The 25,518-nt window shown below is 72.1% G+C and carries 23 protein-coding genes; 6 read left to right on the top strand and 17 right to left on the bottom strand.

The features are described from left to right. The first annotated feature begins 182 nt into the window (after window positions 1-182). Both eat and AB6L24_RS12255 read left to right on the top strand, forming a co-directional pair. Complete coding sequence (eat, locus tag AB6L24_RS12260) at window positions 183-1,637, top strand: ethanolamine permease (protein ID WP_405655030.1); 1,455 nt, start codon at window positions 183-185, stop codon at window positions 1,635-1,637. A 79-nt stretch (window positions 1,638-1,716) separates the two neighbouring features. Next, complete coding sequence (locus tag AB6L24_RS12255; protein ID WP_405655028.1) at window positions 1,717-2,442, top strand: gamma-glutamyl-gamma-aminobutyrate hydrolase family protein; 726 nt, start codon at window positions 1,717-1,719, stop codon at window positions 2,440-2,442. 430 nt (window positions 2,443-2,872) lie between these two features. Here the strand turns inward: AB6L24_RS12255 and AB6L24_RS12250 are convergent, their stop codons facing one another. Then, window positions 2,873-3,808 carry a LysR family transcriptional regulator gene (locus AB6L24_RS12250; RefSeq protein WP_405655026.1) on the bottom strand — a complete coding sequence of 312 codons (936 nt, stop codon included), beginning with the start codon at window positions 3,806-3,808 and terminating at the stop codon, window positions 2,873-2,875. 70 nt (window positions 3,809-3,878) lie between these two features. Between AB6L24_RS12250 and AB6L24_RS12245 the strand changes: the two genes are divergently transcribed. Continuing rightward, window positions 3,879-5,012, top strand: coding sequence for a TDT family transporter (locus AB6L24_RS12245; protein ID WP_405655024.1), 1,134 nt, complete (start codon window positions 3,879-3,881; stop codon window positions 5,010-5,012). A 37-nt stretch (window positions 5,013-5,049) separates the two neighbouring features. Here the strand turns inward: AB6L24_RS12245 and AB6L24_RS12240 are convergent, their stop codons facing one another. The 4 genes from AB6L24_RS12240 to AB6L24_RS12225 form a co-directional block, all read right to left on the bottom strand. Next, a complete protein-coding gene (locus tag AB6L24_RS12240) occupies window positions 5,050-5,862 on the bottom strand; it encodes a helical backbone metal receptor (RefSeq protein ID WP_405655022.1) in 813 nt (270 codons plus the stop codon). Window positions 5,863-5,865: 3 nt separating this feature from the next. Continuing rightward, window positions 5,866-6,441 (bottom strand): helix-turn-helix domain-containing protein, encoded by a 576-nt coding sequence (locus AB6L24_RS12235; protein ID WP_030356269.1) that lies wholly within the window; start codon window positions 6,439-6,441, stop codon window positions 5,866-5,868. 414 nt (window positions 6,442-6,855) lie between these two features. Continuing rightward, on the bottom strand, window positions 6,856-9,465 hold the full coding sequence (locus AB6L24_RS12230) for an ABC transporter permease/substrate binding protein (RefSeq protein WP_405655020.1): 2,610 nt from the start codon (window positions 9,463-9,465) through the stop codon (window positions 6,856-6,858). Then, the gene (locus tag AB6L24_RS12225) at window positions 9,458-10,567 is read right to left on the bottom strand and encodes a glycine betaine/L-proline ABC transporter ATP-binding protein (protein WP_405655018.1); all 1,110 of its coding nucleotides are present in this window, start codon (window positions 10,565-10,567) and stop codon (window positions 9,458-9,460) included. Before AB6L24_RS12225 ends, AB6L24_RS12230 begins: the two co-directional genes overlap by 8 nt. Before the next feature lie 248 nt (window positions 10,568-10,815). Between AB6L24_RS12225 and AB6L24_RS12220 the strand changes: the two genes are divergently transcribed. After that, on the top strand, window positions 10,816-11,730 hold the full coding sequence (locus AB6L24_RS12220; RefSeq protein ID WP_405657137.1) for a 5'-3' exonuclease H3TH domain-containing protein: 915 nt from the start codon (window positions 10,816-10,818) through the stop codon (window positions 11,728-11,730). Between the two features lie 182 nt (window positions 11,731-11,912). Further along, window positions 11,913-12,752, top strand: coding sequence for a siderophore-interacting protein (locus AB6L24_RS12215; protein ID WP_405655015.1), 840 nt, complete (start codon window positions 11,913-11,915; stop codon window positions 12,750-12,752). Between the two features lie 68 nt (window positions 12,753-12,820). Here AB6L24_RS12215 and AB6L24_RS12210 read toward each other — a convergent pair whose 3' ends face one another. Continuing rightward, a complete protein-coding gene (locus AB6L24_RS12210; protein WP_405655013.1) occupies window positions 12,821-13,420 on the bottom strand; it encodes a GNAT family N-acetyltransferase in 600 nt (199 codons plus the stop codon). A 98-nt stretch (window positions 13,421-13,518) separates the two neighbouring features. Between AB6L24_RS12210 and AB6L24_RS12205 the strand changes: the two genes are divergently transcribed. Then, window positions 13,519-14,478: an RluA family pseudouridine synthase gene (locus AB6L24_RS12205; RefSeq protein WP_405655011.1), complete on the top strand. Its 960-nt coding sequence runs from the start codon at window positions 13,519-13,521 to the stop codon at window positions 14,476-14,478. 18 nt (window positions 14,479-14,496) lie between these two features. On the opposite strand, the gene AB6L24_RS12200 is transcribed toward AB6L24_RS12205, so the two are convergent. From AB6L24_RS12200 to AB6L24_RS12150, 11 genes are all read right to left on the bottom strand, one after another. Beyond that, window positions 14,497-16,005, bottom strand: coding sequence for a cytochrome P450 (locus AB6L24_RS12200; protein WP_405655009.1), 1,509 nt, complete (start codon window positions 16,003-16,005; stop codon window positions 14,497-14,499). A gap of 105 nt (window positions 16,006-16,110) precedes the next feature. After that, window positions 16,111-16,740 (bottom strand): ATP/GTP-binding protein, encoded by a 630-nt coding sequence (locus AB6L24_RS12195; RefSeq protein WP_380852752.1) that lies wholly within the window; start codon window positions 16,738-16,740, stop codon window positions 16,111-16,113. Continuing rightward, on the bottom strand, window positions 16,721-17,131 hold the full coding sequence (locus AB6L24_RS12190) for a DUF742 domain-containing protein (protein ID WP_078618736.1): 411 nt from the start codon (window positions 17,129-17,131) through the stop codon (window positions 16,721-16,723). The genes AB6L24_RS12195 and AB6L24_RS12190 overlap by 20 nt, the downstream gene beginning before the upstream one ends. Then, window positions 17,128-17,535: a roadblock/LC7 domain-containing protein gene (locus AB6L24_RS12185; RefSeq protein ID WP_030356259.1), complete on the bottom strand. Its 408-nt coding sequence runs from the start codon at window positions 17,533-17,535 to the stop codon at window positions 17,128-17,130. Before AB6L24_RS12185 ends, AB6L24_RS12190 begins: the two co-directional genes overlap by 4 nt. Further along, complete coding sequence (locus AB6L24_RS12180; RefSeq protein ID WP_405655006.1) at window positions 17,532-19,163, bottom strand: ATP-binding protein; 1,632 nt, start codon at window positions 19,161-19,163, stop codon at window positions 17,532-17,534. Before AB6L24_RS12180 ends, AB6L24_RS12185 begins: the two co-directional genes overlap by 4 nt. A 454-nt stretch (window positions 19,164-19,617) precedes the next feature. Then, entirely contained in the window at window positions 19,618-22,428 is a 2,811-nt protein-coding gene (locus AB6L24_RS12175) for a DEAD/DEAH box helicase (RefSeq protein WP_405655004.1), read from the bottom strand. Window positions 22,429-22,540: 112 nt separating this feature from the next. After that, window positions 22,541-23,431, bottom strand: a complete 891-nt coding sequence (locus tag AB6L24_RS12170; RefSeq protein WP_405655002.1) for a diacylglycerol kinase — start codon at window positions 23,429-23,431, stop codon at window positions 22,541-22,543. Between the two features lie 58 nt (window positions 23,432-23,489). Beyond that, complete coding sequence (gene tatC, locus AB6L24_RS12165; protein WP_380853118.1) at window positions 23,490-24,392, bottom strand: twin-arginine translocase subunit TatC; 903 nt, start codon at window positions 24,390-24,392, stop codon at window positions 23,490-23,492. A 95-nt stretch (window positions 24,393-24,487) separates the two neighbouring features. Beyond that, a complete protein-coding gene (gene tatA, locus AB6L24_RS12160; protein ID WP_030356254.1) occupies window positions 24,488-24,787 on the bottom strand; it encodes a Sec-independent protein translocase subunit TatA in 300 nt (99 codons plus the stop codon). A 251-nt stretch (window positions 24,788-25,038) separates the two neighbouring features. After that, window positions 25,039-25,236, bottom strand: coding sequence for a hypothetical protein (locus tag AB6L24_RS12155; RefSeq protein WP_030356253.1), 198 nt, complete (start codon window positions 25,234-25,236; stop codon window positions 25,039-25,041). Window positions 25,237-25,245: 9 nt separating this feature from the next. After that, window positions 25,246-25,509 (bottom strand): hypothetical protein, encoded by a 264-nt coding sequence (locus AB6L24_RS12150; protein WP_030356252.1) that lies wholly within the window; start codon window positions 25,507-25,509, stop codon window positions 25,246-25,248. Window positions 25,510-25,518: the final 9 nt, after the last annotated feature.

The following is a 25,518-nucleotide window of genomic DNA, read 5'->3' as shown; positions in this document are numbered from 1 at the left end:
TGCGCGCGGCGCCGCCCGGGGCCCGGGCCGGACCGCGCGGGCGTGCGCGCCCCCGCTCCCCCGCGGGCCGCTCGTTTAACCACGGTGTAACGCAAGGGTCTTGCTTTCTCACCCTCACCACCGCAAAGGTATGGCTCCATTCCATTGAGTGCCGTTGAACGCCGCCGCAGGGAGCCGTGCCCATGAGCCAGGAGTCCACCGAGCCGTCGAAGGTCCGCACCGCCGGGGAACCGGACGACTATCTGGAACGGCGGGCCCTGCGCCGCGGCAACGCGGGCTGGGTCCTGCTCACCGGCCTCGGCGTCGCCTACGTCGTCTCCGGCGACTTCTCCGGCTGGAACTCCGGCCTCAAGGAGGGCGGCTTCGGCGGCCTCGGCATCGCCATGGCGCTCATGGGCGTCATGTACGCGTGCATGGTGTTCTCGCTCGCCGAGCTGTCGTCCGTGCTGCCGACGGCGGGCGGCGGCTACGGCTTCGCGCGCCGGGCGCTCGGCCCCTGGGGCGGCTTCCTCACCGGCACGGCGATCCTCATCGAGTACATCCTCGCGCCCGCCGCCATCGCGATCTTCATCGGCGACTACGTCGAGTCCCTGAACCTCTTCGGCCTGGAGTCCGGCTGGCCCGTCTATCTGGCCTGCTTCGTGATCTTCATCGGGATCCACCTGTGGGGCGTGGGCGAGGCGCTGCGCTTCAGCTTCGTCGTCACCGGCATCGCGGTGGCCGCGCTCCTCGTCTTCGCCGTCGGCGCGTTCATGGACTTCGACGCCTCCCACCTGAACGACATCGCCGTCGACCACGACGCGTTCGGCTCCAACTCCTGGCTGCCGCTGGGGCTCCTCGGCATCTGGGCGGCGTTCCCGTTCGGCATGTGGTTCTTCCTCGGCGTGGAGGGCGTCCCGCTGGCCGCCGAGGAGACCAAGGACCCCGCGCGCACCCTGCCGCGCGCCATCCGCTGGTCCCTGTGCATCCTGGTCGCCCTCGCCCTGCTCACCTTCTTCGCCTCCGCGGGGGCCCGCGGCTCGGCGGCGATCCAGGACACCGGCAACCCGCTCGTGGACGCGCTCCAGCCGGACGGCGAGGCCACGGCCCTCAGCCGGGTCATCAACTACGCGGGCCTCGCGGGCCTGGTCGCCTCGTTCTTCTCGCTGATCTACGCGGGCTCGCGCCAGCTCTTCGCCCTGTCCCGCGCGGGCTACCTGCCCCGCTTCCTGTCCCTGACCAGCAGCCGCAAGGCGCCCTACCTCGGCCTCATCGTGCCCGGCGCCATCGGCTTCAGCCTGGCGGCGGCCACCGGAGACGGCGCCCGCATGCTGAACGTGGCGGTGTTCGGCGCCACCATCTCGTACGCCCTGATGTCCCTCTCCCACATCGTCCTGCGCCGCCGCGAGCCGCACCTCCCCCGCCCCTACCGCACCCCCGGCGGCATCCTCACCTCCTCCATCGCCCTCGCCCTCGCCTGCGCGGCCCTGGTCGCCACGTTCCTCGTGGACGTCACGGCGGCGTTCATCGCCCTCGGCGTGTACGTCGTGGCGATCGCCTACTTCGGCCTCTACAGCCGCAAGCATCTGGTGGCACGGGCCCCGGAGGAGGAGTTCGCGGCGCTGGCGGAGGCGGAGGCGGAGCTGGAACGGAAGTGAGTGGGGCGGCGCCCGCTCTCAGGACGACGACATGACGGCACGACGGCACCCAGTACAGCGATATGGCGACACGGAGACCATGTTGAGCACGTTGCACACCACGGACGCGGCAGCCCGCAGGCCGCTGATCGGCATCAGCACCTACCTGGAGACGAAGGCGAGCTGGGGCGTCTGGGAGCTCCCTGCCGCCCTCCTGCCGGCCGGATACCCGCGTCTGGTCCAGGCCGCGGGCGGCCTCGCGTCGATGGTGCCGCCCGACGAGCCGCGGTACGCCGCCGACGTCGTCGCCCGCCTCGACGGCGTCGTCATCGCGGGCGGCCCCGACGTGGACCCGTCCCACTACGGCGCACCGCGCGAGGACCGCACGGGACCGCCCGCGCGCGAACGGGACGCCTGGGAACTCGCCCTGATCCGGGCGGCGCTGGACTCCGGCACGCCCCTGCTCGGCATCTGCCGTGGCATGCAGCTCCTCAACGTCGCCCTGGGCGGCACCCTCGTCCAGCACCTCGACGGCCACGCGGCGGCACCCGGCGTCTTCAGTGCCCACACCGTGAAGCCCGTCCCCGGCACGCGCTACGCCGAGATCGTCCCCGACCCCGCGACCGACGTCCCCACCTACCACCACCAGGCCGTCGACCGCCTCGGCACCGGCCTGATCCCCTCCGCCCACGCGGAGGACGGCACCGTCGAGGCCATCGAACTGCCCGCTCCGGGGTGGGTGCTGGGGGTGCAGTGGCATCCGGAGGCGGGGGTGGATGTGCGGGTGATGAGCAGTCTTGTGGGAGCGGCGGGTTCCGGGGCCTGAGCGCGCTCTCGCTGCCGGACGAGCTTCGCGCCCTTCCACCCCTCGACCCTCCCCGGGCCGCAGGCCGAGGGCGCAGGCCGAGGGCGCAGGCCGAGGGCGCAGGCCGAAGGCGCAGGCCGAGGGCGCAGGCCCAGGGCGCAGGCCCAGGGCGCGACGCGGACGGCAGGGGCCGCAGGCGCGGGACAGGCGGGACGCCCGCCCCGCGTCCAAGGGCAAACGGGTGGGCGGGTGGGAGTAGCCCCGGGCGCGGCGCGGGGGTGCGACGCCGACGGCAGGGGCCGCAGGCTCGCGCCGGGCGAAGCGCCCACCCTGCGTCCAAGGGCAAACGGATGGGCGGGTGGGAGGAAACCCGGGCGCAGCCCGAGGGGAAGACGCGGCCGACCGGGGACGCAGGCCCGCGTAAGGCGGGGAGGGCGCCCCGCGCCAAGGGCTACCCGACCCCCCGGGTCAAGCTCAAGAGCTCCCGCACCGGCCCGGCCGGCACGTGCCCCACCGGCCACACGGCCCGAAGCTCCCGCCGCAACCGCACCCCGTCCACGGGAATCCCGACGAGCCGCCGAGCGGAAAGCTCCTCCCCCACGGCCAGCTCACTGAGCACCGCGGGCCCGGCCCCGCTGACGGCGGCGGACTTCACGGCGGTGGTCGAGGACAGTTCGAGCAGGGGCCGCGCGAGCCCCCCGAGCGCGGCCTCCAGGACGGCCCGCGTACCGGACCCCTCCTCCCGCAGGATCAACGGCGAAGCCGCGAGCTCCGCCGCCCCGATCGGCGCCCGCCGCCGCGCCCAGGCGTGCCCCGGCGCGACGACCACGACGAGCCGGTCCTGCGCGACGACGACCCCGTCGAGCCCGGCCGGCACCCCGATCCCCTCGACGAACCCGACGTCGGCCTCCCCGGCGAGCAGCCGCCCCGCCACCACCGCGGAGTTCCCGGCGAGCAGCGACACCGCCGTGTCGGGCCGCCGCGCGCGCAGCGCGATGAGCCAGCCGGGCAGCAGGTACTCGGCGATGGTCATGCTCGCGGCGACCCGAAGGCGCGAGTCCCGCCGGTCCCGCAGCGCCTGCGCCCCCACGTCGAAGGCCTCCGCCGCCTCCACGATCCGCCGCGCCCAGTCCGTGACGAGCGCGCCCGCCTCGGTGAGCCGCGACCCGCGGGGCGAGCGGTCCACGAGGGCGACGCCGAGCAGCCGCTCCATGGACCGGATCCGCCCGCTGGCCGCGGGCTGGGTGATGCCGAGTTCCCGCGCGGCCCTGCCGAGACTGCCGAGGCGCGCCACCGCCAGGAGCAGTTCGAGGGCGGCCAGGTCGGGCACTCGGTGGGACAGGGGCGCCCCACCCGTCGTACAAGAAGCATCGCCCGAAGTACTCATAAGTCCAGGTTATGCCCTCATAGCGAAGACATCCCTGGTGGGCCCGGCCGGACGGGCGCACCGTGGAGTCATGGTCACCGTCGCCCCCCTTCCCGCATCGGCCTCGCCCTCCCCGGCTCACCCCGCCCGAGGGCCCCGCGCGGCCGCCGTCCGCCACCTCGGACCGAACTGGTACGCCTCCGTGATGGGCACCGCCATCATCGCCAACGCCGGTGCCGCCCTGCCCGTGGACGTCCCGGGCCTGCGCTCGACCGTGACCGCGATATGGGCCCTGTCGCTCGTGATGCTGGTGACGCTGCTCGGCGCGCGCGCCGTCCATCACGTGCGCCACCGCGACCAGGCCCGCGCCCACCTCGCCGACCCGGCCATGGCCCCCTTCTACGGCTGCCTGGCGATGGCGCTGCTCGCCGTGGGCGCGGGCGCGGTGCTCGTCGGCTCCGACTGGATCGGCACCACGGCCGCGGTCGCCCTCGACACGGTCCTGTTCACCGCCGGTACGGCCATCGGCCTCGTCGCGGCCGTGACCATCCCGTACCTCATGGTGGTCCGCCACCGCGTGCAGCCCGGCAGCGCCTCGCCCGTGTGGCTGCTGCCCGTCGTCGCGCCCATGGTGTCGGCGGCCGTCGGCCCGCTGCTCGTGCCGCACCTGCCCGCGGGGCAGGCCCAGCAGACCCTGCTGTACGGCTGTTTCGCGATGTTCGGCCTGAGCCTGCTCGCCACCCTGGTGATGCTGCCCCTGATCTTCGCCCGCCTCGTGAACGGCGGTCCGCTGCCCCTGGCGCTCACCCCCACCCTGTTCCTGGTCCTCGGCCCCCTCGGCCAGTCGACCACCGCCGCCAACAAGTTCGCCGACGTCGCCCCCGGCGTCCTGCCCGCCCCCTACGACCAGGGCTTCGCCCTCTTCGCCGTGCTGTTCGGGGTGCCCGTGATGGGCTTCGCGCTGATGTGGCTCGCGCTCGCGACCGCGCTGGTGCTGCGCGCCCGGCGGCGCGGCATGGGCTTCGCGATGACCTGGTGGGCCTTCACCTTCCCGGTCGGTACGTGTGTGACGGGCGCCGAGGGCCTGGGCAGGCACACCGGTCTCGCGGTGTACGACTGGCTGGCCGTGGCGCTGTTCGTGGTGCTCGTCTCCGCGTGGCTGGTGGCGCTGGTGCAGACCCTGCGCGGGGTGGCCAGCGGCCAGCTGCTCGCGGCTCCGCGCTGAGCGGTCCCCGGGCGGGGTGCGGGCGGCTTGCGGGGCGTCAGCCCTTCGGGCCGTGTCCGCGGTACGCGGCCCGCAGCGCCTCCCCGAGCACCCCGGGCGCCTCCGCCAACGACGGCCCGTACCACGTGAGATGGCGCCCGCTGACGAGCGCCGCGGGCAGCGCCTCCGGGAACGCCTCCGGCCCGTCGTCCCGCGTGAACTTGTACGGCTCGTCCGGCAGGACCACCAAGTCAAGCCCCGCGTCCCGTAGTTCGTCGATGCCGACCCGGGGATAGCGCTCGGCGTGCCCCGCGTACACGTTGTCGACACCCAGGCGGGCCAGCAGGTCCCCCGCGAACGTGTCCCGCCCGAGGACCATCCAGGGCCTGCGCCAGATCGGCACCGCCGCCCGCAGACGCCCGCCCGGCCGGGCCACCCCGGCCGCCGCGCCGGCGTCCCCGAGGTCCGCTAGCCCTCCGAGGTCCGCGATGCCTCCGACGTCCCGCCACGCGGCCTCCGCGTCCACCAGCCACCCCGGCCGCCGCCCGGCGCCGCACGCGTCGAGGACCCGCTCCAGCTCACGGAACGCCTGGTCAAGGCCCCGCACCTCGGTGACGAGGACCTCCACGCCCGCCGCCCGCAGCGCCGCGATGTCCGGGGCGCGGTTCTCCTCCTCGTTGGCGATCACGAGGTCGGGGGCGAGCGCCACGATCGCCGGGACGTCGGGGTTCTTGGTGCCGCCGATCCGGACGGCGTCGAGGTCCGCCGGGTGGGTGCACCAGTCGGTCGCGCCGACCAGGGCGCCGGGCGCGGTCACGGCGACCGCCTCGGTCAGCGACGGCACCAGGGAGACCACCCGCACGGAGGGCATCGCTCAGCGCCGCTCGCCGTCCACGGCCTCGATGTGGTCGCCGACCGCGACGACGAGGACACGCGCGTCGGCGGCCGTGGCGCGCCAGCGGTGCCGCACCCCGCCCGTCAGATACAGGCTGTCGCCGGGTCCGAGGCGGTAGGCCCGCCCCTCGGCCTCGACCTCGACGGCGCCGCCGATGACGTACATCAGCTCGTCGTTGCGGTGCTGGAACTCGCGCCCCTCGTCGTGGTCGCCGACGTACTCGAAGGCGTGCAGCTGGTGGTGGCCGCGGACCAGGTCCCGCACGTGCGTCTCCGGGGTGCCGCCCGCGAGGCTCACGTCGTCGTCGGCGCGCACCACGTCGACCGTGCAGGCCGGGTCGGCGGCGGCGAGCAGTTCCACGGCGGTCGTGCCGAGGGCGTCGGCGACCCGCTCCAGGGAGCGCATGCTGGGCCGGGCCCGCTCGTTCTCGACCTGGCTGAGGAAGGGCACCGAAAGGCCGCTGCGTCCGGCGACGACGGCGAGCGTCAGCTCGAGGCGGCGCCGACGACGCCGCACGGCCGCGCCCACCCGGAGGGTCTCCTTGTGCTCGTCCATGGCCCCGGCTCCCTTCTTCCGCTCCCGGCCCCGCTGCCGCGCGCACCGGCCGTCCTGCCCTCGTCGTCACCCCGGCGGGCCGACGCTGTCACCCTGATGGGTTTTCTGCACCCTACGCATGTTCGCCAAACGGTTTTACCCAGTTGGGCGCTTCGGGCGCCGGTTACGGCCGCCGCGGGCCCCCGCGCGCCCCGTACGGACCGTGCGCGGACGGTGACCGCACGCGCCAGTAGATCACCTGTCCGGATTCCCCGGGAGCGGCGCCCCGGCGCGGTGTCCGGAAGCCGCCGGGCCCCGGAACGCCCCGAGGGGTGGGGGCCCCCCCGCGGGGGGGGCCCCCCCCCCCGGGGGGGGGGGGGCGGGGGGGGGGTGGGGGGGGGGGGGGGGGGGGGGGGGGGGGGGGGGGGGTGTGGACTACTGCACGGCCGTCATCTTCTCCTCGAAGCCCGGGTTCTTCTTCAGCCAGGCGTCGACGGCCTTGGGCTCGTTGTTCTTGCCCGCCTTGTTGATCTCGTTCTCCAGGCCCGCGAGCTGCTCCTCGCTCATCTTGAAGTTCTTGAGCCACTTCGTGAGCTGCGGGTACTGCTCGGGGAAGTCCTTGCTGGAGAGGGTGCGGATCGTGTTGCCCTTGCCGAATCCGCCCTTGGGGTCCTTCAGCTTGGTGAGGTCGTACTCGCTGTAGGCCCAGTGCGGCGACCAGAGCAGGACCGCGATCGGCTCCTTCTTGGCGTACGCGGACTTCAGCTCGGAGAGCATCGCGGGGGTCGAGCCCGCGGCGATCTCGTACTCGCCCTCCAGGCCGTACCCGGGCAGGACCTTGTCCTTGAGCGCCTGCATCACGCCGGTGCCCGGCTCAATGCCGATGATCTTTCCGTTGAACTTGCCGCCCTTGCCCTTGAGGTCCTCCAGGGACTTCACGTCCTTGACGTAGGACGGGACGGCGACCTCCAGGGACGTCGGGCTGTACCAGGAGCCGAGGTCCTTGAGGTTCGCCTTGTTCTTGTCCCAGTACTGCTTCTGGGCGGTCGGCAGCCAGGCGTCGAGGTTGAGGTCGAGGTCGCCCTGCGCGAGACCGGTGTAGGCGGGGCCGACGTCGGCCGGGGTCAGCTCCATCTTGTAGCCGCGCTTCTCCAGGACGCGCTTCCACAGCTGGGTGACGGCGATGTTCTCGTCCCAGGCGAAGTACGCGGCCTTCAGCGGGCGCTTGTTCTCGTCGCCGCCGGAGTTCTTCGGCAGCGGCGCCATCTTGTCGAGGACGCCCGGGTTCTTCTTCAGCCAGGTGCGCACGGCCTCCTGCTGCTTGCCCTTGCCCGCCTTGTTGATCTCGGCCTCGAGGCTGGTGAGCTGCTTCTCGCTCATCTTGAAGTTCTTCAGCCACTTGCCGACCTGCGGGTTCTCCTTCGAGAAGCCCTTGCGCGCCAGCGTGTGCACGCCGTCGCCCTTGCCCCAGGCGCCCTTCGGGTCCTTGAGCTTCTTCAGCTTGAAGTCGCTGTAGGCCCAGTGCGGCGACCACAGGGTGGTGACGATCGGCTCCTTCTTGGCGTACGCGGCCTTCAGCTCGGAGAGCATCGCGGGCGTCGAGCCGTCGACGACCTTGTACTCCTTCTTGAGGCCGTACGCGTCCAGGACCTTGTCCTTGAGCAGGCCCATCATTCCGGCGCTGGTCTCGATGCCGGTGATCTTGCCGCCGAAGGTGCCGCCCTTGCCCTTGAGGTCCTCCAGGGAGTTGACGTCCTTCATGTACGCGGGGACGGTCAGCTCCAGGGACGTGGGGCCGAACCAGGAGCCCAGGTCCTCCAGGTCCTTGCCGTACTTCTTCCAGTACGAGGCGTGCGTCGTCGGCAGCCAGGAGTCGGTCTGGAAGTCGATGTCGCCCTGCGCCAGGGAGGTGTACAGCGGTCCTGCCTCCAGCTGGCTGGTGGTCACCTTGAAGCCGCGCTGCTCCAGGGCCTCCTTCCAGAGGAAGGTGGAGGCGATGCCCTCGTCCCAGGGGATGTAGCCGATCTTGACTTCCTTGCCCTGGCCCACGTTCTTGGAGTCGGCCACGGGCTCGGAGTCGTCGTCACCGAAGATGCCCATGCCGCCCGCGACGAGCGCGAGGGCCACGACACCGGCCATCGCGACGACGGGCCGGGGGCGGTAGTTCCAGACGTTGAGGCCCTGCGCGGCCCGCAGCTTGGCGAGCGCGCGGCGGCCGAGCGGGGAGACCTGGCCGCCCAGGCCGCTGGTGACGCGGTCCAGGTAGATGGCGAGGATCACGATGGAGATGCCCGCCTCCGCGCCGAGGCCGACGTCGAGCTGGCCGATGGCCGCGTTCACGTCGGCGCCGAGACCCGGGGTGCCGACCATGCCGGTCAGGGCCGCCATGGAGAGGCCGAGCATGATGACCTGGTTGACACCGGCCATGATCGTCGGCAGGGCGAGCGGCAGCTGGACGCGGAAGAGGGTGTTGCGGGGCGTGGTGCCGAACGCGTCGGCCGCCTCGACCAGGTCCTTGTCGACCTGGCGGATGCCGAGCTCCGTCATGCGCACGCCGGGGGCGAGCGCGAAGACGATCGTGGCGACGATGCCCGCGGGGGCGCCCATCCGGAAGAACAGCAGCGCCGGGATGAGGTAGATCATCGCGGGCAGCGTCTGCATCAGGTCCAGGACCGGCCTGACGATGCCGCTGACCGTCTTGGAGCGGGCCGCCCAGATGCCCACGGGCACGGCTATGACCAGCGCCACGAAGGTCGAGACGAGCACCAGGGACAGCGTCATCATCGCGTTGTCCCACAACTCCAGGGACACGATGAAGGCGAAGCCGCCGAAGGCGAGCACACCGCCGAGCAGCCCGCGCAGCCAGAACGCGACGACGGCGAGGATGCCCGCCATCAGGAGCGGCTCGGGCCCGGAGAGGACGTCGTAGACGCCGTCCCACATGTTCTGGAAGAGGGTCTTGATGAAGTCGAACAGCCAGTCCATATGGGTTCTGGACCACTCGACCGCGTCATTGACCCAGTCGCCGAAGGGAATCCTAGGCACCGCTGCTCACCTTGCCCACGTTCTTGCCGCCGTTGTCCTGCGCCTGCTCCACGGGTACGACCGTGTCCTGCGGCTCCGACGGGGCGGGCTCTCCAAGCACGGCGAGCAGCCGCGCCCGCGGCACGACGCCGACGAGCTTGCCCTCGTCGTCGGTCACGGCCACGGCCACACCGCTGGTGGAGCAGGGCGTGAACAGCTCGATGATCGGGGTGCTCTCGGTGACCGTCGCGGGGGCGTCGGCCATCACGAAGTCCTTGTCCGGGTCGGCCATGATGGCGCCCGCGGTCAGCACCCGGGACCGGTCGACGTCCTGCGTGAACGCGGCGACGTAGTCGTTGGCCGGGGTGACGAGGATGTCCTCGGACGTGCCGATCTGGACGATGCGGCCGTCGCGCATGACGGCGATCTGGTCGCCCAGGCGCATGGCCTCGTTCAGGTCGTGGGTGATGAACACGATGGTCTTCTTCAGCCGCTTCTGCAGCTCCAGGAGCTGGTCCTGCATGTCGCGGCGGATCAGCGGGTCGAGCGCGCTGAACGACTCGTCCATGAGCAGCAGGTCGGCGTCCGTGGCGAGCGCGCGGGCCAGGCCCACGCGCTGCTGCATGCCGCCGGACAGCTCGTCGGGCCAGGACTTCTCCCAGCCCTTGAGCCCGGCGAGTTCGAGCGCCTCATGGGCCCGCTCCTCGCGCTCGGCGCGGGGCACGCCCTGCACTTCGAGGCCGTACGCGGCGTTCTCCAGGACGCTGCGGTGCGGGAACAGGGCGAAGTGCTGGAAGACCATGCTGATCTTCTTGGAACGCACCTCGCGCAGTTCGCGCGCGCTGAGCTTGGTCAGGTCCTGCCCGTCGAAGAGCACCTGCCCGGCCGTCGGTTCCGAGAGCCCGTTGAGCATGCGCAGCAACGTGGACTTGCCGGAGCCGGAGAGACCCATGACGACGAAGATCTGGCCCGGTTCGACGGTGAAGGACGCGTCGATCACCGCGGCGGTGGTTCCCTTCGCGCGCAGCTCTTCACGGTCGGCTCCGTGGCGGAGTTTCTCCACCGCGTCATCGGGTCGTCTGCCGAACACCTTGTACAGGTGCTCGGCTTGCAGCCTGGACACATACACCTCTCGGGTTGAACCAAGACGGCCCGCCTCCCCCGCCGGCGGGCCGTGGAGCGACGCGGGTCTGCCCGCTTGCCCGTCAAGAAGTTGAAAACTCGACCGGGTTCGCTCCGCGTGCGCGCCTGCCCACGCCTACACGAGCCAAACGCAAGAGTGCTCCAGGTCACATTCCCCACTGCTCTTCGACCGCTCTTGTCGGTGCCGTGCGGCATGATGCGCACGTGACTCAAGCAACGCGGCGGCTGATGCTGCTCGACACGGCGTCCTTGTACTTCCGGGCCTACTTCGGGGTCCCCGAGTCGGTGCGGGCCCCGGACGGCACCCCGGTGAACGCGGTGCGCGGCCTGCTCGAATTCATCACCCGCCTCGTCCAGGACCACGACCCCGACGACCTGGTCGCCTGCATGGACGCGGACTGGCGCCCGCACTGGCGCGTGGAGCTCATCCCCTCGTACAAGGCGCACCGCGTCGCCGAGGAGGCCCCCGCGGGCACCCCGGACCCGGACGCCGAGGAGATCCCCGACACCCTCTCCCCCCAGGTCCCCGTCATCGAGGACGTCCTGGACGCCCTCGGCATCGCCCGCGTGGGCGTGGCGGCGTACGAGGCCGACGACGTGATCGGGACGTACACGGCGCGGGCCGCGGGCCCGGTCGACATCATCACGGGCGACCGCGACCTGTACCAGCTCGTGGACGACGCCCGCGGCATCCGCGTCCTCTACCCCTTGAAGGGAGTGGGCACCCTTCAGGTGACCGACGAGGCGTGGCTGCGCGGGAAGTACGGCGTGGACGGCCCCGGCTATGTGGACCTCGCGCTGCTGCGCGGCGACCCGAGCGACGGTCTCCCCGGGGTGCCGGGCATCGGCGAGAAGACCGCGGCCAAGCTGCTCGACGCGTACGGCGACCTGGCCGGGATCATGGCGGCGGTCGACGACCCCCGGTCCAAGCTCACGCCGTCGCAGCGCAAGCGCCTGGACGAGTCCCGCGCCTATGTGGCCGTGGCCCCGAAGGTGGTCCGGGTCGCGAGCGACGTGCCGCTGCCGGACGTGGACCTCGCGGTGCCGCGTGAGCCGCGCGATCCGGCCGCCCTGGAGGAGCTGGCGACCCGGTGGGGGCTCGGCGGGGCCGTGCACCGGCTCCTGTCGGTCCTGGCCCGGTGAGCTCGCCGCCCTGCCGGTGAGCCCGTCGCCCTGCCGGTGAGCCCGTCACCCCGCCCGGCGAGCTCGCCGCACTGCCCGCACGCGCTCTCCGCACTGCCCCTAGGGCCTATCCGCTCCGCCAAGACGAGCTGCTAGGTTAGGCTTACCTAACCAATTTGTGTTTCAGGGGAAGGCCGACCGCCATGGCAGAGCGACCCGCACGCAGGACTCCCAAGCCCCACATCGCGCAGGTCGTGCGCACCGAGCAGCTGACACCACACATGCGGCGCGTGGTCGTCGGCGGCGAGGGCCTGGCGGAGTTCACGGCCGGGGACTGCACGGACCACTACGTGAAGCTGCTCTTCGCGCCCGCCGGCGTGACGTATCCGGAGCCCTTCGACATCCAGCGGATCCGCGAGGAGCTGCCGCGCGAGCAGTGGCCCGTGACGCGTACGTACACGGTGCGCTGGTGGGACCCCAAGACCCGCGAGCTCGCCCTCGACTTCGTCATCCACGGCGACGAGGGCCTCGCCGGGCCGTGGGCGCGCGACGTCCGCCCCGGCGAGACGGTCCGCATGCTCGGCCCCGGCGGCGCGTACGCCCCCGACCCCACCGCCGACTGGCACCTGATCGCCGGTGACGAGAGCGCGCTGCCCGCCATCGCCGCCGCCCTGGAGGCCCTGCCCGAGGGAGCCGACGTGCGCGCCTTCGTGGAGGTCGAGGGCCCCGACGAGGAGCAGCAGATCGACACCCACGCCGAGGTCGTCTGGCTGCACCGGGGCGAGCGCCCCGTCGGCCAGGCCCTGGTCGAGGCGGTCCGCGCGCTCGACTTCCCCGCCGGTGACGTGCAGGCCTTCGTGCACGGCGAGGCGGGCTTCGTGAAGGAGCTGCGCCGCGTCCTGCGCGTCGAGCACCAGGTCCCGCGCGAGCGCCTCTCCGTCTCCGGCTACTGGCGCCTCGGCCACAACGAGGACGGCTGGCAGGCCTCGAAGCCGGAGTGGAACGCGCAGGTGGAGGCGGAGCAGGAGCAGAAGGCGGCGTAGGGGCTGAGGGCGGCCACGCCGGTCGGGGGTGGCCGCCCTCAGGTGTGCGTGGCCCCGCACGCGCGGACTCAACGCGCCGTGCCCGCCCCGTCCCCCTTGATCCGCGCGTGCAGATGCATGTCGTGCCAGCCGTCCTCGTGCAGCACCGCGCTCCGCTTCGTGCCCTCCGGAGCGAAGCCGGTCTTCAGGGCCACGCGGCACGACGCCTCGTTGGCGGTGGCGTGGGTGAGTTCCAGACGGTGCAGGCCGACCACGTCCAGCGCCCAGCCGGCGAGGGCGGCCACCGCGCGCGGCGCGACACCGCGGCCGCGGGCGCGCGGCAGCGTCCAGTACGCCATCTCCGCCTGGCCGTCGGAGAAGATGATCTCGCGCAGGGCGACCCGGCCCGCCACCTCGTCGGTGGCCGCGTCCACCACCGCCCAGGTCGCGGTCCGCTCCTCGGTCCAGTCCGCGCGCCAGCCCTCGATCCACTCGCGGGCCTCGTCCTCGGAGTCGGCCACGCGCGCGTGCCACCGCTGCAGCACCGGGTCCTGGAACGCCTCGTACACGGCGGGCGCGTCCTTGGGTGCCCAGGGGCGCAGCAGCAGTCCGCCGACGGCGGGAAGGGTCGGTTGCGCCCGGCCCGCGAAGGTGCCGGACTCCACCACGTTCGGGATCTTGTAAGGCATGCCGTCATCGTGCAGCGCGGCCGCCGCACAGGACAGCGATTTTCCGGGCCGGGCACACGGCCGCCCCGCCGCCACCGCGCCCCGTACGCTTGCCCGGTGTGACCCGCAGACGCCGCACTCCGCCCGCTCCCCTGCCGCAGCGCGACGGCGTCGACCCCGTGCGGGTCCGGCTGCCGGACGACGTGGCGTGGCCGACCGTACGGGACCATCTCGTCGACCGGCTCTCGGCGCCGCCCGGCGTGGTCGACGCGATGCTGAGCGAGGGCCGGGTCGTCGGCGCCGACGGCGGTCCTGTGGCACCGGACGCGCCGTACGTCCCGGGCGTCTACCTGTGGTTCCACCGGGACCTGCCGGAGGAGCCCCGGGTGCCGGACAGCATCGACGTCGTGTACCGCGACGAGCACATCGTCGTCGCCGACAAGCCGCACTTCCTGGCCACCATGCCGCGCGGCAGCCACATCGCCGAGACCGCCCTCGCCCGGCTCCGCGCTCAGCTCGGCATCCCGGCGCTCGGCGCCGCCCACCGCCTGGACCGGCTCACCGCCGGGCTCCTCCTGTTCACGGTGCGCCCCGGGGAACGCGGCGCCTACCAGACCCTGTTCAGCGACCGCAGGGTGCACAAGGAGTACGAGGCCGTGGCCGCGTACGACCCCGCGGTGGACCTGCCCCGCACCGTGCGCAGCCACATCGTCAAGGAGCGGGGCGTCCTCGCGGCCTACGAGGTCCCCGGCGCCGAGCCGAACAGCGAGAGCCGCGTCGAACTCGTCGAGCACGACGGCCGCCTGGCGCGCTACCGGCTGCTCCCGCACACCGGCCGCACCCACCAGCTCCGCGTCCACATGAACGCCATCGGCCTGCCCCTCCTGGGCGATCCGCTCTACCCCGAGGTGCGCCCGCAGGGGGCGCCGGACGACTTCCGGCGCCCCCTGCAACTCCTCGCCCGGGTGCTGGAGTTCACCGACCCCGTGACGGGCGCCGCGCGCCGCTTCGAGAGCGGGCGTTCGCTGGGAGCCTGGTCCGCGTACGACACGTGGGCCGGGTCGGCGCAGGGCGAGTGAGCCGGTGAGCGCGCGGGCTCAGTAGCCCCGCCACCACTCCAGGAAGCGCCGCCAGGTGCCCTTGCGCCGGACCGGCGCGGCCGCCGGTTCCGCGGCCGGGGCGGCGGGAGCGACCGGCTGCGGCGCCTGGGCCGGCACCTCCGGCCGCGGCGCCGGGGACGTCACCTCCCAGTGCTTGCGCGGCGTCGGCACGTGCGACATCGGCCGGGCCGTGACGTCCTGCGGCGGCCGCTTGCCGAACTGCACCGGCAGCGCCACCAGGTGCCGCGACAGGATCGACGAGCGCCAGCTCAGCTCCCGCTCGTCCACGCGGAGTTCGACGTCGGGCAGCCGCATGAGCAGCGCGTCCACGCCGGTGTCGGCGATGGCGCGCCCGATGTCCTGGCCGGGGCACTCGTGCGGCCCGCCGCTGAACGCGAGGTGGGAGCGGTTGCCCTGCATGTTCGCGGACAGGTCGGGGCGCACGACGGGGTCGACGTTGCCCGGCTGGATGCCGAGCAGCAGTCCGTCGCCCGCCTTGATCTGCTGGCCGCCGAGCTGGGTGTCCTGCTTGGCGAAGTAGCCGACCATCGCGCTGAACGGCGGCTCGTCCCACAGCGACTGCTCCACCGCCTCGGGCACGGTCATCTGGCCGCCGCTGAGCTGGGCGCGGAAGCGCGGGTCGGTGAGGACCATCCGCAGCACGTTCGCGATGAGGTTCGCCGTGGCCTCGTACGCCGCGATGAGCACCAGGCGCAGATGGGCGGCGACCTCGTCGTCGGTGAGCTGCGCGGGCTGGGCGATGAGGGCGCTGGTGAAGTCCTCCTCGGGCTGGGCGCGGCGGCGCACGACGTGCCGGGTGAGGGCCTCCATCACGTACGCGTTGCTGGCGATGGCCGTCTCGGTACCCTTGATCATGTCGCGGGCCGCCTGCACCATGCGCTCGCTGTAGTCCTCGGGCATGCCGAGGACGTGCAGCATCACCATCATCGGCAGATGCTCGGCGAACTGGCTGACCAGGTCGGCCTCGCCGGTCTCGCAGATGTCGTTGAGGAGTTTGTTGCTGTAGCGGTTGATGTGGCGGCGGATGCCGCGGTGGTCGAGGCCCGCCATGGCGCCGGTGACCGCGCCGCGCAGCCGCTGGTGCTCGGCGCCCTCGACGAAGGACGCCATCGGCTGCCAGCTGAACACGGGTGCGAGCGGGTGGTCGGGACCCGCCGTGCCGTCCCGGACCGCGCTCCACACGCGGGAGTCACGGGTGTACTGGGACGGCGTGCGGACCATGTGCAGGTTCTCGCTGTGGCCGAGCACCGCCCAGACGCGGACGTCGTTGTGGATCAGCGCCGGGGCCACCGGGCCGTGTTCGGCGCGCAGTTTCTCGTAGACGCCCGCGAGGTCCTGGTCCGCCTCGGGGCCGTACAGGCGGCGCATTCCGTCGCGGCCGAAGCCGGAGGACTGGTGGGCGGGGCAGCCGGGGGGCGGGGCGGCGGCGGGGTCGGCGCCGGGGCTCGATGCGGAGTAGGGGGAGTGCCGGGAGGGAGTCGTCACGGTGGTGGCTCCGGGGTGAAGGTTCCGGGGTGGTGAGAGGTCCGGGTGGTGAGGGGTCCGGGCGTGCGGGTGGCGGGAGTGGGCTTGCGGATCGCGAGGGTGGGCTCAGGCCTTGGTCACGGCGAGGGAGTGCAGATAGCGCATGAGCGTCATCAGGGTGTCCCTGCTGGAGGCCCGGTGCCGGGCGTCGCAGTGCACGATCGGCACGCCCTGCTCCAGGTCGAGCGCCCTGCGCAGGGCGTCCATCGGGTGCCGTGGCGCGTCGGGGAAGTCGTTGACGGCGATGATGAACGGCACGCCCTTCTCCTCCAGGCGTCCGATCACGTCGAAGCTGACCTGGAGGCGGCGGGTGTCGATCAGGACGACGGCGCCGAGCGCTCCCTCGAAGAGGCCGTTCCACAGGAACCAGAACCGCTCCTGGCCCGGGGTGCCGAACAGATAGAGCACCAGCTCGTCGGAGATGCTGATCCGGCCGAAGTCCATCGCGACGGTCGTGGCGGTCTTGGTCTCGGAGCCGTAGTTGTCGTCGACGCCGATGCCGGCCTGCGTCATGGTCTCCTCGGTGGTCAGCGGACGGATCTCGCTGACCGAGCCCACCATCGTCGTCTTGCCGACCCCGAACCCGCCCACGATGACGACCTTCACGGCGGCCGTGGCCGTGGCGGGCAGGACGTCCTGCGCGCGGGGTCCTGTGATCGCGCCGGAGGTGAGCGTGTCAGAGCTTTTGAAGTCCATGCATCACCGCTTCGAGAAGGGAACGGTCGGGGAGTGCGGAGCGCACGATGGGGGCGCGCGCCAGCACTAAGTCCGCCGCGAGCATGTCCGTCAGGACCACGGTCACCACGCTGAACGGCAGGGCCATGTAGGCCGAAAGCTCCGCGACGGACAGCGGCGTCCGGCACAGCCGCACCACGGCGGACTGTTCGGGCTGTGCCGTCGGGGAGGGATCGCCTTTGGCGACGATCAGCGTGACCAGGTCGAGCGGTGCCCGTTCGGAGTCCTCGCCGGTGAGGATGTACAGCCGCTCGGGGTTCTCGGGGCTGCGGCGTTCACGTCGGACCGGCACGTCCGCCTGGAAGCGGGCATCGGGTTCATCGCCTTGCGGGGGGTGTAGCGGATGAGTCATACGGCCTGCCCGTCTCGCCGCGGCGGGCTCGTGAGGTGCGCGCCGATCCGGACGACCAGGTCCCGCATGCGGTTGCCGATGAGTCCGGCGTCGACGGTCTCCTCGGCGAGGACGGCGAGGTAGGCCCCGGCGCCCGCGGCCATCATGTAGAAGTAGCCGCAGTCGACCTCGATGATCACCATCCGCATGGTGCCGTCGCTCTCCGGGATCTCGGTGGCCACGGCGGCGGCGAGGCTCTGCAGCCCCGCGCAGGCGGCCGCGAGCCGGTCGGCGGCGTCCGGGTCGCCGCCGTGGCGCGCGATGCGCAGTCCGTCGGCGGAGAGCACCACGATCTGCCGGGTGCCGTGCACGCCGTCGGCGAGCTCCTTGAGCATCCAGTCGAAGTTGGCCCGCTGCTGGATCACTTCCAGCCCCCCTCATCGGCGTTGTCGGTGCTGCCGTGGTCGTTCTGGTTGCGGACCTGTCGCTGGGCCGCAGGGTCACCGGGGCGGTCGCCCGCGGTCGGGTCCTCGCCGTTGACGCCCTTCATGAAGGCCTCGATCCACAGACCGGGTTCCTTCTCCTCCTTCGGGGCGGGCGGCGGCGGTGGCGGCGGGGCAGCGGCCATGGCCGCCTCGGCGCGGCGCTGGGCCTCGGCCTCCTGCGCGTAGCGCTCGCTGAGCGACATCTTGACGCGACTCCTGCGCTGCGGAAGGCCGTTGGCCGTCCACTCGGTGACTTCGGGGATCTCGTCCTCCATGGACACCGAGAGCGGCATGGAGGGGCGGGGCACCGTGGTGACCTTGCGCGGCTTCTTGCGGCGGATGTCGCGGGCCTCTTCGATGATCGTGCCGTTGGCGTCGACGCGCGGCACGGCGGAGGCGCCGATACCGTGCGCGAGGCCCGGCGCGGCCCCGGTGGTGAGCATCTCGCGCGGCACGATGAGGACGGCGCGCACACCGCCGTACGCGGACTGCCGCAGCGACACCTGGAGGTTGTACATCTGCGAGAGCCGGCCGACGACGGCCATGCCGAGGCGTGGCGTCTCGCCCAGGTCGTTCAGGTCCATGCCCTGCTGGGCCTTCTCCAGCATCCGCTCGGCCCGCGCGCGGGCCTCCTCGCTGAGACTGACGCCGCCGTCCTCGATCTCCACGGCGATGCCCGTCTGCACCTCGACCGCGGTGACGTGCACCCGGGTCTGCGGCGGCGAGTAGCGGGTGGCGTTGTCGAGCAGTTCGGCGCAGGCGTGGATCAGCGGCTCCACCTTGGTGCCGTGGATGGCGACCTTGGCGATGGAGTGCAGGTCGACGCGCTGGTACTCCAGGATCCTGGACATGGCGCCGCGCAACACGCTGAACAGCGGTACGGGCTTGGGCCACTGGCGTCCCGGGCGGGCGCCGCCGAGCACGGTGATGGAGTCGGCGAGGCGGCCGATGAGGGCCGTGCCGTGGTCGATGCGCAGCAGGTCGTCGAAGACCTCGGGGTTGCGCCCGTGGAACTCCTCCATGTCGCGCAGTTCCGCGGCCTGCTGGTGGACGATGGACTGCACGCGGCGCGCGATGTTGACGAAGGCGCGCTGCGAGTTCTCCCGCATGGCCTCCTCGTGGTCGAGGACGTCCAGGATGGAGCGGAGCAGGATGCGCTGGGCCTGTGGCAGCCGGCAGTTGGTCTCGTCGCCGTCGATGACGTGCCGGATGACCTCCGAGGGCGCCTCGCCCTGCCGGACCCGGTAGAGGGTCTCCGGCAGCAGGTCGCGGCCGAGTCGGACGGTGTCCTCGTCGTGGGTCTCGATGCGGCGCTGGAGGTGGGCGGTCTGCTTCGCGTGGCTCCGGTGCAGGTCCCGGATGACGCGGCCGCGGCGCGCGGCCTCGGCGCCGACGGCGACGACCACGAGCGTGGCGATGGCACCGCACCAGCCGACCGCGATCCGGGCCGGTTCGGCCACCGCGGCGACGGCGGCTCCCGTCGCCGCCGCCATGACCATGGCGGGCAGCAACAGCACGCGTGCGTAAGGGACTTCTCGGCCACCGGGAGGCGATTGAACACTCACCATGTATGCCCTCTGAACACTCGTCTTGGGGGAGGAAGTTGGGGATGCGTACGGGGGTGACGCTGGTAACGCATGTGGTGCATGTGATCGATGTGGGGGTATGAAGGCGTGTGATGTATGGCGCGCCTTCCGCCGGGTTCGGACCCACGCGAGAAGACGAACTTTCGAATATCTGGGAACAAGCGCGCGAATCCGTCGCAACTCGTTCAACTCGCCGCGCTTCGGGCGAGCTTAGTCCGCTCGCATCACGCTGGAGTCATATTCGGCAACCCTCTGCGAGCGCCCGCCGAGGGGCATACACTCAGCCCCATTTGCACGCATGGCGACCGGAGCGCTGCACGCAGTGACGATCCGGGAGCGCACGGCGCCCCGGCACGGGCGCGGGCACGGAGAAGGCCCCCGCCGGTTTCACCCGGCAGGGGCCGCCCCTGAGCTGATGTGCGTCAGCCGATGTACGTCAGCCGACGGAGCTGTACGCCACCACACCGCGCAGCAGCTGCTCCACCGCCTTGCGCGCGTTCTTGCCGACCGTGCTGTCCTCGCGCGGCGCCGCCGCCGAGATCTGCCCGAGCACGTCGATGACCTGCTTGCACCAGCGCACGAAGTCGCCGGCCGGCATCTCCGCCTCGCGCAGCACCTCGTCGAGGCCCTTGCCGCTCGCCCACATGTACGCCGCCCAGGCGAAGCCGAGGTCGGGCTCGCGCTGCCCCACGCCCTCGGCCTGGCTGATCTTGAACTCCTCCTCGAGGGCGTCGAGCCGGCCCCAGATGCGGACCATCTCGCCGAGCGCCGCCTTGGCCCCGCCGGAGGGCAGCTTGGGCGCGAGCGCGTCGTCGCCGACCCGGGCCTCGTACACCAACGCCGAGACGCACGCCGCCAGTTCGGCGGGGCCGAGGCCCTCCCAGACCCGGGCGCGCAGGCATTCGCTGGCCAGCAGGTCCAGTTCGCCGTACAGCCGGGCGAGGCGCTTGCCGTGTTCGGTGACCTCGTCGCCGCGCAGGTAGTCCAGCTCGGTGAGCAGGGCGACGATGCGGTCGAAGGTGCGGGCGATGGTGTTCGTGCGGCCCTCGATGCGCCGCTCAAGCTGCTGGGTGTCGCGGCGCAGGCGGTGGTACCGCTCGGCCCAGCGGGCGTGGTCCTCGCGCTCGTCGCAGCCGTGGCACGGGTGCGCGCGCAGCTCGGCGCGCAGCCGGGAGATCTCGCGGTCGTCCGCGGCGGCCGCGCGGCCCTTGCGATGGCGCTCGGGCACCAGGTGCCCGGCCTTGGTGCGCAGCGCGGAGGCGAGGTCGCGGCGCGACTGCGGGGAGCGCGCGTTGAACGACTTCGGGATCCGCATCCGCTCCACCGCCTCGACGGGCACCGGGAAGTCCATCGACGCGAGCCGCTTGACCTGCCGCTCGGCGGTGAGCACCAGCGGGCGCGGCCCGTCCTGGTGCTCGAAGCCGCGGTGGCCGTTGGCGCGGCCCGCGGGCAGCCCCGGGTCGAGCACGAGCGCGAGGCCCGCGTACTTCCCGGTCGGCACGTGGATCACGTCGCCCGGCTTGAGCTTCTCCAGGGCGGCAGCGGCGGCGGCACGGCGCTGGTTGGCGCCCTGCTTGGCCAGTTCGTTCTCGCGGTCCTTCAGCTCGCGGCGCAGCCGCGCGTACTCCTCGAAGTCCCCGAGGTGGCAGGTCATCGAGGCGTGATAGCCCTCGAGTCCCTCCTCGTTCTTCTGCACCTGCCGGGAGATCCCGACGACCGACTTGTCGGCCTGGAACTGCGCGAAGGACGTCTCGAGCAGCTCGCGCGAGCGGTGCCGCCCGAACTGCTCGACCAGGTTCACCGCCATGTTGTACGACGGCTTGAAGCTGGAGCGCAGGGGGTAGGTGCGGGTGCCCGCGAGGCCCGCCAGGTGCTCGGGGCTCATGGCGCGCTGCCACAGGACGACCGCGTGGCCCTCGACGTCGATGCCGCGGCGGCCCGCGCGGCCGGTCAGCTGGGTGTACTCGCCCGGGGTGATGTCGGCGTGCTGTTCGCCGTTCCACTTCACGAGCTTTTCCAGGACCACGCTGCGCGCGGGCATGTTGATGCCGAGCGCGAGGGTCTCGGTGGCGAACACGGCCTTCACCAGGCCGCGGACGAACAGCTCCTCCACGACCTCCTTGAAGGTCGGCAGCATGCCCGCGTGGTGGGCGGCGATGCCGCGCTCCAGGCCCTCCAGCCATTCGTAGTAGCCGAGGACGTGGAGGTCCTCGTTCGGGATGGACTCCGTGCGCTCCTCGACCAGTTCGCGCACCCGCAGGCGCGCCTCGTCGTCGTTCAGGCGCAGTCCTGCGTACAGACACTGCTGCACGGCGGCCTCGCAGCCGGCGCGGCTGAAGATGAACGTGATGGCGGGAAGCAGGTCCTCCGCGTCCAGGCGCTCGATGACCTCGGGGCGGGCCGGGGTCCAGATCCGCGACCGCGACCGGCGCTCCCGCTCGCGGTCGGCCTCGCGGATCATCTTGCCCTTGCGGCGATCACGCGGGTTGTACGACCGGCTGGCCTCCTGGCGGGCCATCCGGGTCAGGTCCGGGTTGACCGCCTTGCGCTGGCCCTCGCCCTCCTCGAAGAGGTCGTACATCCGGCGGCCCGCGAGCACGTGCTGGAACAGCGGCACGGGGCGGTGCTCGGAAACGATCACTTCGGTGTCACCGCGGACCGTGTCGAGCCAGTCCCCGAACTCCTCCGCGTTCGACACCGTGGCCGAGAGCGACACCAGCGTGACCGACTCCGGGAGGTGAATGATCACTTCCTCCCAGACGGCGCCGCGGAAGCGGTCGGAGAGGTAGTGCACCTCGTCCATGACCACGTAGCCGAGGCCGCGCAGGGACTGGGAGCCCGCGTACAGCATGTTCCGCAGGACCTCGGTGGTCATGACGACCACCGGTGCCTCGGAGTTGACGCTGTTGTCGCCCGTGAGCAGGCCGACCTGGTCCGCGCCGTACCGCTTGGCGAGGTCCGCGTACTTCTGGTTGGAGAGCGCCTTGATCGGCGTGGTGTAGAAACACTTCTTGCCCTGCTGGAGGGCGAGGTGCACGGCGAACTCGCCGACGATCGTCTTGCCGGAGCCCGTGGGGGCGGCCACGAGCACGCCCTTGCCGGCTTCGAGCGCCTGGCACGCCTCGATCTGGAAGGGGTCGAGGCCGAATTCGTACATCTCGCGGAAGGACGCGAGCGCGGTGGCCTGCTCGGCGGCACGCTGACGCGCCGCCGCATACCGCTCGGCCGGTGAGAGGTCCTCTGTCATCGTGCTTTCGAGCCTACCGGCCACCACTGACAACGGACGATCATTATCGGGACTGAGGCGAATCCGCAGGTCGCGGGCGTGCGGCGGGTGGGGCACGGGCGCCAGGACCGGCTCACGGCACCAGGACGCGCACCGCCCCCCGCACACAGGCGGCGGTCAGCGGCAGCTCTCCGAGGCGTTCCCCGTCCGCGTACCCGGTGGTGCCCGCCGCCTCGATCCGCACCGTCGCGGCCCGGTGCACGGTGACCTTCGGGTGGTCCAGATGCGTGCCCTTGTAGACCCGCGGAAAGACCTTCAGGAGCGTGGTGCGGCTGCAGTCCCCGACGATCGTGACGTCGAAGAGCCCGTCGCTCATGTCGGCGTCGGCGCAGATCCGCATGCCGCCGCCGTACGAGGTGCCGTTGCCGATCGCCACGAGCGTCGCGTCGACCTCGTGGACGACGTCGTCGTCGAGTGTGACGCGGTACGGAACCGGCTTGAACGCGGCCAGTTCGGCGAGCATCGCGAGGTCGTACTTGAACCGTCCGGTGGGCCAGCGCATGCGGTTGCCGCGGTCGTTGACCCGCGAGTCGAACCCGGAGGCGAGCACCGTCCCGAACCAGGTCGCGCCGACCCGCCCGAGGTCGACGTCCCGGATCCGCTCCTCCTTCAGGGCCGCGGCGACGAGGGCGCCCGCGGCGGCGGGGTCCCGCACGGGCAGGCCGAGGGCGCGCGCGAAGTCGTTGCCGGTGCCGACCGCGATCACCCCGAGCGGCGTGCGGGTCCCGGCGACGGCCTGCAGGGCGAGGCTCGCCATGCCGTCGCCGCCGACGGCTATCAGGGCGCCGGTGCCCCCGTCGACGGCGGTCCTGGCCCGACGCAGCGCGTCCCCGGCGTCCTCGCCGATGACGGTCCGTACGGAGAATCCTGCGGCGCGCAGCGCGGCTGCGGCCGGCTGCGCGGCGTGCGCGCCCCGGCCGCGGCCCGCGGTGGGATTGACGAAGAGGGTGATCTCGCTGGTCACGGGCGGACCTTACAAGGCGGTCCGGCGCGGCAACCAGTCGTCCGTGCCCTCGGGGCCGTCAGGTGACGTCGTCGTAGCCGTTGTACCGGGACGTGCGGCCCTCGGAGCCGCTGCCGTCGGTCTGCTCGGGGAGCGCCTTGGCGGCGGGGACGGGCTCGTTCCCGTTGATGGGTTCGGGGGTGAGGTCGAGGTCGGACGCCTCGTCGTCGTCGAGCTCCGCGTCCGGGTCGGCGCGTCGGCGGCGTTTGTCGTTCAGGACGGAGAAGCCGACGGCGAGGAAGTACAGGACCACGATGGGACCGGCGAGCGCGAGCATGCCGACGGGGTCGGTCGTGGGGGTCGCCACCGCGCCGAAGACGAAGACGCCCATGACGACGCCGCGCCACCAGCCGAGCATGCGGCGCCCGGTGACCATGCCGGTCATGTTGAGCATGACGAGAAGCAGCGGCAGCTCGAAGGAGGCGCCGAAGACCAGGACCATCCTGACGCTGAAGTCGAGGATCTTGTCCATCGGCAGGATGTTCTCGGAGCCCTCGGGCGTGATGCCGAGGAGCACCCTGATGCTGACGGGCATGATCACGTACGCGAGCCAGGCGCCGCCGAAGAACAGCGGCACGGCCGCGGACACGAAGGCGTAGGTGTACTTGCGCTCGCTCTTGTGCAGCCCGGGCGCGACGAAGGCCCACAGCTGGTAGAGCCAGATCGGGCTGGCCCCGATGATGCCCGCCATGAGGGACACCTTCACCGTCGTGGTGAAGGGCGAGAGGAGATCCGTGTACGCGACGGTGGCGCACTCACCGCCGGTCGTCGACATGCCCTCCTTGCAGCGGGGCACGGGGTCGGCGAGGAACTCCATGAGTTGCTCGCTGTAGAACGCGGCGACGATCGCGACGATCGTGATCGCCAGCATCCCCTTCGCGAGCCGGTTGCGGAGCTCGCGCAGATGGTCCGCGAGGGGCATCCGCCCCTCGGGGTCCCTCTCCTTCTTGCGGGCAGACTTGAGCAACCCACGTCCTCATCTCGTGCGGCAGGCCGGCGGTGGCAGCCGGCCTTGGATCAGCGCTGCGTCGTGTGGTCGGTCGGCTCGGCGACCGGACGGGAGCTGGTCACGTCGCCGGGGGCCGCCTGGATGGTGCGGGGCTGCTGCTGCGGGGCGCTCTGGTCGGCGGGCGCGGGCGGGTCGGCCGGGGCCTTCTCGTCCTGCTTGCCGTCCGACTTCATGGCCTTGGCCTCGCTCTTGAGGATGCGCGCCGACTTGCCGAGGGACCGGGCCATGTCCGGGAGCTTCTTCGCACCGAAGAGCAGGACCAGGATGACGAGGATCAGGATGATCTCGGTGGGGCCGAGCCTACCCATAGCTGTCTACCTTCTTCACCGAGGCGTCAGATTTCGGGACCGGGTGTCGGACAGTCGTCCGACCACCGGGCTTGGCAGCGATCGTAACCCCCTGGAGTAAACGCAGGGCAATCCCCGTGCATACTCCCAGTTGCGGCCCGCGCCTCACATTTCGGACCACTTCAGCAGCGTACCTGCCGGGTATGGGGAGTTGACAGGCCGCACCCGGCCCCGTGCGGAGGACCGGCCCGTGCGAGCGGTCGGGCGAGCGGTCAGCGGAGGTCCCGGCCCGAGTGGGCGACGGCGGTCGCGGCCTTCTCCAGATCCTCGGCGGCGCGGTTGATCCGCCGGGTGGTCTCCGACACCTGACGGCCGAGCCGCTGCGCCTCGATGAAGACCTTGATCGCGAACACACTCAGGACGGCGAGGCCGCAGAACCCCGTGCCCACCGCCAGCATCGCCCAGAACATGTGCCGAGCCTAGACGGTCGAGTGCAGCCGCAGCGTCCGCACCCCGCCCCCGGTGAGCAGCTCGACGATCCGCTCCCCCGCGGGCTTGCGCACGGCCGTGCCGCACTCGGGGCAGGTGAAGGAGTAGAAGGTCGTACGGCGGCTGGCGCCGATGGCCAACCGGAGGGCCCCCGCGGACAGTTCGAAGCGGGCGCGGCAGTCCGGGCACGCGGCCTTGAAGAGAACCGCGGCCACCGACTGGGGCGAAAGGGGCATCAGTGACATACTGCGCATCTCTCCTCG

Source organism: Streptomyces sp. RK9 (assembly GCF_045070545.1).
In the GTDB taxonomy this organism is placed as follows: Bacteria; Actinomycetota; Actinomycetes; order Streptomycetales; family Streptomycetaceae; genus Streptomyces; species Streptomyces alboflavus.
Note: the sequence above shows the minus strand (reverse complement) of the source record. Positions and strands in the feature narration are given on the sequence as shown.

Bases quoted from the DNA above. Each gene is read 5' to 3' on its own strand.
- AB6L24_RS12245 (WP_405655024.1), top strand. From the start codon at position 3,879: ATGGTCACCGTCGCCCCCCTTCCCGCATCGGCCTCGCCCTCCCCGGCT.
- tatA (WP_030356254.1), bottom strand. From the start codon at position 24,787: ATGGGTAGGCTCGGCCCCACCGAGATCATCCTGATCCTCGTCATCCTG.
- AB6L24_RS12155 (WP_030356253.1), bottom strand. From the start codon at position 25,236: ATGTTCTGGGCGATGCTGGCGGTGGGCACGGGGTTCTGCGGCCTCGCC.
- AB6L24_RS12150 (WP_030356252.1), bottom strand. From the start codon at position 25,509: ATGCGCAGTATGTCACTGATGCCCCTTTCGCCCCAGTCGGTGGCCGCG.
- AB6L24_RS12195 (WP_380852752.1), bottom strand. From the start codon at position 16,740: ATGGACTTCAAAAGCTCTGACACGCTCACCTCCGGCGCGATCACAGGA.
- AB6L24_RS12235 (WP_030356269.1), bottom strand. From the start codon at position 6,441: ATGGACGAGCACAAGGAGACCCTCCGGGTGGGCGCGGCCGTGCGGCGT.
- AB6L24_RS12215 (WP_405655015.1), top strand. From the start codon at position 11,913: ATGGCAGAGCGACCCGCACGCAGGACTCCCAAGCCCCACATCGCGCAG.
- tatC (WP_380853118.1), bottom strand. From the start codon at position 24,392: ATGCCCCTCGCGGACCATCTGCGCGAGCTCCGCAACCGGCTCGCGAAG.
- AB6L24_RS12190 (WP_078618736.1), bottom strand. From the start codon at position 17,131: ATGACTCATCCGCTACACCCCCCGCAAGGCGATGAACCCGATGCCCGC.
- AB6L24_RS12250 (WP_405655026.1), bottom strand. From the start codon at position 3,808: ATGAGTACTTCGGGCGATGCTTCTTGTACGACGGGTGGGGCGCCCCTG.
- AB6L24_RS12180 (WP_405655006.1), bottom strand. From the start codon at position 19,163: ATGGTGAGTGTTCAATCGCCTCCCGGTGGCCGAGAAGTCCCTTACGCA.
- AB6L24_RS12175 (WP_405655004.1), bottom strand. From the start codon at position 22,428: ATGACAGAGGACCTCTCACCGGCCGAGCGGTATGCGGCGGCGCGTCAG.
- AB6L24_RS12240 (WP_405655022.1), bottom strand. From the start codon at position 5,862: ATGCCCTCCGTGCGGGTGGTCTCCCTGGTGCCGTCGCTGACCGAGGCG.
- AB6L24_RS12255 (WP_405655028.1), top strand. From the start codon at position 1,717: ATGTTGAGCACGTTGCACACCACGGACGCGGCAGCCCGCAGGCCGCTG.
- AB6L24_RS12210 (WP_405655013.1), bottom strand. From the start codon at position 13,420: ATGCCTTACAAGATCCCGAACGTGGTGGAGTCCGGCACCTTCGCGGGC.
- AB6L24_RS12220 (WP_405657137.1), top strand. From the start codon at position 10,816: ATGCTGCTCGACACGGCGTCCTTGTACTTCCGGGCCTACTTCGGGGTC.
- eat (WP_405655030.1), top strand. From the start codon at position 183: ATGAGCCAGGAGTCCACCGAGCCGTCGAAGGTCCGCACCGCCGGGGAA.